Source organism: Enterobacter sp. 168J2 (assembly GCF_034107265.1).
In the GTDB taxonomy this organism is placed as follows: domain Bacteria; phylum Pseudomonadota; class Gammaproteobacteria; order Enterobacterales; family Enterobacteriaceae; genus Enterobacter; species Enterobacter nematophilus.
This window is the reverse complement of sequence record NZ_JAWNEB010000015.1, coordinates 69,641-75,733: the sequence shown is the minus strand read 5'-3', so window position 1 is coordinate 75,733 and position 6,093 is coordinate 69,641. Positions and strand designations below refer to the sequence as shown.

The 6,093-nt window shown below is 43.6% G+C and carries 4 protein-coding genes and 1 pseudogene; all 5 read left to right on the top strand.

The genetic code is table 11. From position 1 onward, the window contains the following. A pseudogene (locus USG84_RS22595) lies at positions 1–659 on the top strand (hypothetical protein); the annotation flags it as partial. Positions 660–707: 48 nt separating this feature from the next. Then, positions 708–1,580 (top strand): glucose-1-phosphate thymidylyltransferase RfbA, encoded by an 873-nt coding sequence (gene rfbA / locus USG84_RS22590; protein WP_061097695.1) that lies wholly within the window; start codon positions 708–710, stop codon positions 1,578–1,580. A gap of 58 nt (positions 1,581–1,638) precedes the next feature. Then, entirely contained in the window at positions 1,639–3,105 is a 1,467-nt protein-coding gene (locus USG84_RS22585; RefSeq protein WP_320738466.1) for a glycoside hydrolase family 1 protein, read from the top strand. A 148-nt stretch (positions 3,106–3,253) separates the two neighbouring features. Continuing rightward, positions 3,254–4,660, top strand: a complete 1,407-nt coding sequence (gene gndA / locus USG84_RS22580) for an NADP-dependent phosphogluconate dehydrogenase (protein WP_253542705.1) — start codon at positions 3,254–3,256, stop codon at positions 4,658–4,660. Positions 4,661–4,885: 225 nt separating this feature from the next. Further along, the gene (gene ugd, locus USG84_RS22575) at positions 4,886–6,052 is read left to right on the top strand and encodes a UDP-glucose 6-dehydrogenase (RefSeq protein ID WP_061097698.1); all 1,167 of its coding nucleotides are present in this window, start codon (positions 4,886–4,888) and stop codon (positions 6,050–6,052) included. The last annotated feature ends 41 nt before the right edge of the window (positions 6,053–6,093 follow it).

Genomic DNA, 6,093 nt, shown 5'->3' with positions numbered 1-6,093 from the left:
ATCTAAACTTATTTGACCGAGTATTTACCTTTGATGATAATGATGCTCGAGAATATGATTTTATGGATCATTTGCCATTATTTTATTCCCCTGATTTTGTAAGCACAGCGACAAAAAAAACAGCAAAGAACGTTAAGCCAAGTATTGCATTTCTCGGTACCGTACATAGTGACAGATACAAGCTATTGGGGGAAATTTATGAGAAATATAAAAATGAATATGATTTGAGATTTGTGCTTTATTTTCCTTCAATTGTCGTATTGGTTGGTTTTCTTCTTACCAATATGAAAGATGTCATTAAATATAGACTCTTTAGTTTTACACTTCGCTCTAGGAATAAAAAACAGATTGCCTCATTCTTCTCTAGTGCTGATGCTGTGCTTGACATCCAGCATCCCCGGCAGACAGGTTTGACGATGAGAACAATAGAATGCTTACCTCTAAAGAGAAAGTTCATAACTACTAATAGCAAAGTTAAGGACTACGACTTTTATGCGGCTGAAAATTTTTATTTTATTGACCGAGAAAACATTCATATAGACTCTACTTTTTTTGATATCCCGTATGATGACAAGCATACGAATGCAATTTCGCGTTATAGCGTAGACTCGTGGGTAAATACATTGTGCTCAACTGATATCAGAAAAGATGTTGTTTAATTAAAAGATATTAATTCTAATTTAGCTTAAGAGTATTGAGGTAGTAGAATGAAGGGTATTATTCTTGCTGGTGGTTCAGGAACACGTTTACACCCCATTACACGTGGAGTCTCTAAACAACTTTTACCCATTTATGATAAACCTATGGTTTATTATCCAATGTCGGTGCTTATGCTTGCGGGTATCCGAGATATTCTCTTAATCACAACGCCTGAAGATCTGCCTTCTTTTAAACGTTTGTTAGGAGATGGTAGTCGTTTCGGAATTAATTTGTCCTATGAAATTCAGCCGTCTCCTGATGGCCTCGCGCAAGCATTCATAATTGGTGAAGAGTTTATCTCTGGTGATAAATGTGCCTTAGTATTAGGTGATAATATTTTCTTCGGGCAGAGTTTTGGTAGGAAACTTGAATCGGTTGTTTCAGGTAGTGCCGGGGCTACTGTTTTTGGCTACCAGGTAATGGATCCAGAACGTTTTGGTGTTGTAGAGTTTGATGAAAACTTCAAGGCATTAAGCATAGAAGAAAAACCAGCTGCACCTAAATCAAACTGGGCTGTCACTGGCCTATATTTTTATGATGCAAACGTGGTTGACATGGCAAAACGTGTTAAACCATCAGCACGCGGTGAACTTGAAATTACTACTCTGAATGAGATGTATCTCGAACAGGGAAATCTTCAGGTAGAATTACTGGGACGAGGTTTTGCATGGCTCGATACCGGTACCCATGACAGTTTAATCGAAGCATCACAATTTATTCATACTATCGAGAAACGACAAGGATTCAAAATCGCCTGTCTGGAGGAAATTGCTTACCGTAACGGTTGGCTCACTGAGAGTGAGGTCCTGGCCTACGGGAAAGAAATGAGCAAGACCAATTACGGTCAGTATTTGCTCAGTTTAATAAGAAATAGCAAATAGCGGTTAATAAAATTTAACAATATCATACCTTTAATAGCTATCAGGTTTTGATTCTAAAATGAAAGCAAAATATTATTTCCTTACCTCTGCGCTTCTTTTACCTCCTGCATTCTCTGGTGAAAAACACCAATGTGATTTTCTCTGGGGCACGGCATCCTCATCTTATCAGGTTGAAGGTGGCTGGAATGAAAGTGGAAAGGGTCCTTCAAACTGGGATTATTTTACTCATAATGAAGTAACAAAATATACTATTGGTACCGTTGAAAATGGAGATGTTGCTGCCAATCAAATTTCTCGGGATGTCTATCTAAAAGATATACAACTCATGAAAGAATTAGGTGTCAGTTCGTACCGCTTCTCCATATCCTGGTCCCGGATCATGCCTGACGGTGTAACGGTAAATAAAAAGGGATTAGAATATTACAACCAACTTATTGCTGACTTAAAAGAAGCTAATATTGAACCTGTGATTACACTTTACCACTGGGACATGCCATTAGCGCTATATAAAAAAGGTAGTTGGTCTAACCCTGAATCACCAGTTTGGTTCGAAAAATTTGCACAAGTAATTTTTGAGAATTTTGGGAATAAAAGTCATAATTTTATTACCTTTAATGAGCCAGAAGGCTATGTTTTTACTCTTGAACCACTTGCAGCAAATCTCATTGAAAAAAAACCAGACGGATATCGTGACGTTTTGTCCGTAGCTTCTCGTGGAAAACAAGCGGTAGCATTACACAATCTTTTGATTGCAAATGCGATGGTGGTACGTAATTACCATAAGGCTAAATATGATGGACGTATTGGCATTGCGTTAAACTTATCTCCTTGCATCGATAATGGCCATCCAAATAGTACTACTGAGCAGTTATGTAACGATCTCCATAATAACTGGATCCTGGATGCTCTATATAAGGGAAAATATCCAGATGCAGTATTGAAAATGTATCAATCAGCATATCCTAAATTTAAACCAACATCCCAGGATATGCAGTTAATTACCCAGGGAAAACCTGATTTCATCGGCGTTAATTATTATGGTCCAACTTTGGTCAAGCATGATAAATCTGAACCGTTTGAAATAGGTAATGTCCCTAACCCAGATAAAAAACCATCCGTCAACGGACCTGTTTCTCCAGAGGCGTTGGTTACAATGATGAAAAAGATTGATGCCGAGTATGCTCATCCTACCTTCATTATTACTGAGAATGGTGCAGGTTTTGGTTTAGCTGATGAACAACTTGATGACGGGGTCATTTCTGATAAGTTGAGAGCAGACTATCTCAAGAGGCATGTTACTGCCGTTATGAATGCAAAAATGGAAGGATTGGATATTCAGGGCTATCTATTTTGGAGCTTGCTCGATAATTTCGAGTGGTTATGGGGTTACAAAAATAGGTTTGGAATAATTGGTGTCGATTTCGATGATAAGAATTTGAAACGTACACCTAAGTTAAGCTATTATATTTACCAGAAAACTATTAAAGATTATAAAAAGCAATGTATTTCAAAGGCGCAAAAATAACCACTTGATAAAGCCACACTTTAGTTATGGCTAAAGTGTATTAATGACCATAATTACCTACCTCTGCTCTCGATTTCTGAGTTAAGATAATTCGATAATATAGCCACCGGGAAGTACCCGGTGGGACCACACCTGACAGGAGTATGTAATGTCCAAGCAACAGATCGGCGTTGTCGGTATGGCAGTGATGGGGCGCAACCTGGCGCTCAACATCGAAAGCCGTGGTTATACCGTCTCCGTTTTCAACCGCTCCCGTGATAAGACTGAAGAAGTGATTGCCGAGAACCCATGCAAAAAGCTGGTTCCTTTCTATTCGGTGAAAGAGTTCGTTGAGTCTCTGGAAACGCCTCGTCGAATCCTGCTAATGGTGAAAGCGGGCGCAGGTACCGATGCAGCTATCGACTCCCTTAAGCCTTACCTCGAAAAAGGCGACATCATCATTGATGGCGGTAACACCTTCTTCCAGGACACCATTCGTCGTAACCGTGAGCTGTCCGCTGAAGGCTTCAACTTCATTGGTACCGGTGTTTCCGGTGGTGAAGAGGGCGCACTGAAAGGTCCATCTATCATGCCTGGCGGCCAGAAAGAAGCGTACGAACTGGTTGCGCCTATTCTGACTAAAATCGCTGCTGTTGCCGAAGATGGCGAGCCGTGTGTGACTTATATCGGTCCGGACGGTGCGGGTCATTATGTCAAAATGGTGCACAACGGCATCGAATACGGCGACATGCAGCTGATTGCTGAAGCTTATTCCCTGCTGAAAGGCGGCCTGAATCTCTCCAACGAAGAGCTGGCTGAAACCTTTACCGAGTGGAACAAAGGCGAGCTGAACAGCTATCTGATCGACATCACCAAAGATATCTTCACGAAAAAAGATGAAGAGGGTAAATACCTGGTTGATGTGATTCTGGATGAAGCAGCGAACAAAGGTACCGGTAAATGGACCAGCCAGAGCTCTCTGGATCTGGGCGAGCCGCTGTCTCTGATCACCGAATCCGTCTTTGCGCGTTATATCTCTTCTCTGAAAGAGCAGCGCGTTGCGGCGTCAAAAGTGCTTTCCGGCCCTCAGGCTAAACCAGCCGGTGATAAAGCTGAGTTCGTCGAGAAAGTTCGTCGCGCCCTTTACCTGGGTAAAATCGTCTCCTACGCGCAGGGCTTCTCACAGCTGCGTGCGGCGTCTGACGAGAACAACTGGGACCTGAACTACGGCGAGATCGCGAAGATCTTCCGCGCGGGTTGCATCATTCGTGCGCAGTTCCTGCAGAAAATCACCGATGCCTATGCTGAAAATGCGGGCATCGCTAACCTTCTGCTGGCACCGTACTTTAAGAAGATTGCGGACGAATATCAGCAGGCGCTGCGTGACGTGGTTGCCTACGCAGTCCAGAACGGTATCCCGGTTCCTACCTTCTCCGCTGCGGTGGCATACTATGACAGCTATCGTGCTGCCGTTCTGCCTGCCAACCTGATTCAGGCACAGCGTGACTATTTCGGTGCGCACACTTACAAGCGCACGGATAAAGAAGGCGTGTTCCATACCGAATGGATGGAATGAGTTAAGCCCTCGTAATAACATCAACCCGGAGCCTGTCTCCGGGTTTTTTTATGCAAAAAATGCCGCGCATTATTCGAAGTAGTCTGAATCTCATCCCGCTCGTTGTGATTACTCCTGGTTTGCCTTGACAGTGCTGTTTGCCAGGAGGTACAAAGCCCAACAGTTATGTTTATCGCGATGGTCTGCCGGCCATCAATACAGTTAACTAAAAGAAGTCATTAGCGAATGAAAATAACAATTTCCGGAACAGGGTATGTCGGTCTTTCTAACGGCATTCTGATTGCTCAGAACCATGAAGTGGTTGCGCTGGATATCGTGCAGGCCAAAGTGGATATGCTTAATCAGAAGAAATCGCCGATTGTTGACAAAGAAATCCAGGACTATCTCAGCAATAAACCGCTGAATTTCCGCGCCACGACGGATAAAGAAGATGCATACCGCGATGCGGACTACGTCATCATTGCGACGCCTACTGACTACGATCCAAAAACCAATTACTTCAACACCTCAACCGTAGAAGCGGTTATCAAAGATGTTATTGCGATCAATCCTGATGCGGTGATGGTTATTAAATCAACTATTCCTGTCGGCTTTACCAAATCCATCAAAGAAAAGTTTGGTATTGATAATATCTTCTTCTCGCCAGAGTTCCTGCGTGAGGGGAGAGCACTTTACGATAACCTGCATCCTTCCCGTATCGTTATTGGTGAACGCTCTGAGCGTGCTGAACGCTTCGCCGCGCTGCTTCAGGAAGGCGCGGTGAAGAAAGATATTCCGGTGCTGTTCACAGACTCCACCGAAGCGGAGGCGATTAAGCTTTTCGCGAATACCTACCTGGCAATGCGAGTCGCTTACTTCAATGAGCTAGACAGCTACGCAGAAAGTCTGGGACTGAATACCCGCCAGATTATTGAAGGGGTTTGCCTCGACCCACGTATTGGTAACCACTACAACAACCCGTCATTTGGCTACGGCGGTTATTGCCTGCCAAAAGATACCAAGCAGCTGTTGGCAAACTACCAGGCTGTGCCGAATAACCTGATATCGGCGATTGTTGATGCTAACCGTACGCGTAAAGATTTCATCTCCGATTCTATTCTTGCGCGCCAGCCGAAAGTGGTCGGCGTGTATCGTCTGATCATGAAGAGTGGTTCCGATAACTTCCGCGCCTCTTCCATTCAGGGAATCATGAAGCGCATCAAGGCGAAAGGCGTAGAGGTTATTATCTATGAGCCGGCCATGCAGGAAGATCAGTTCTTCAATTCCCGCGTAATCCGCGATCTGGATGCTTTTAAGCAGGAAGCGGATGTCATCATCTCGAACCGCATGGCCGAAGAACTGGCTGACGTCGCTGACAAAGTCTATACCCGCGATCTCTTCGGTAGCGACTAATTTTCTTTCGTTAAAATAAAAAACCCGGCTGATTTGCCGGG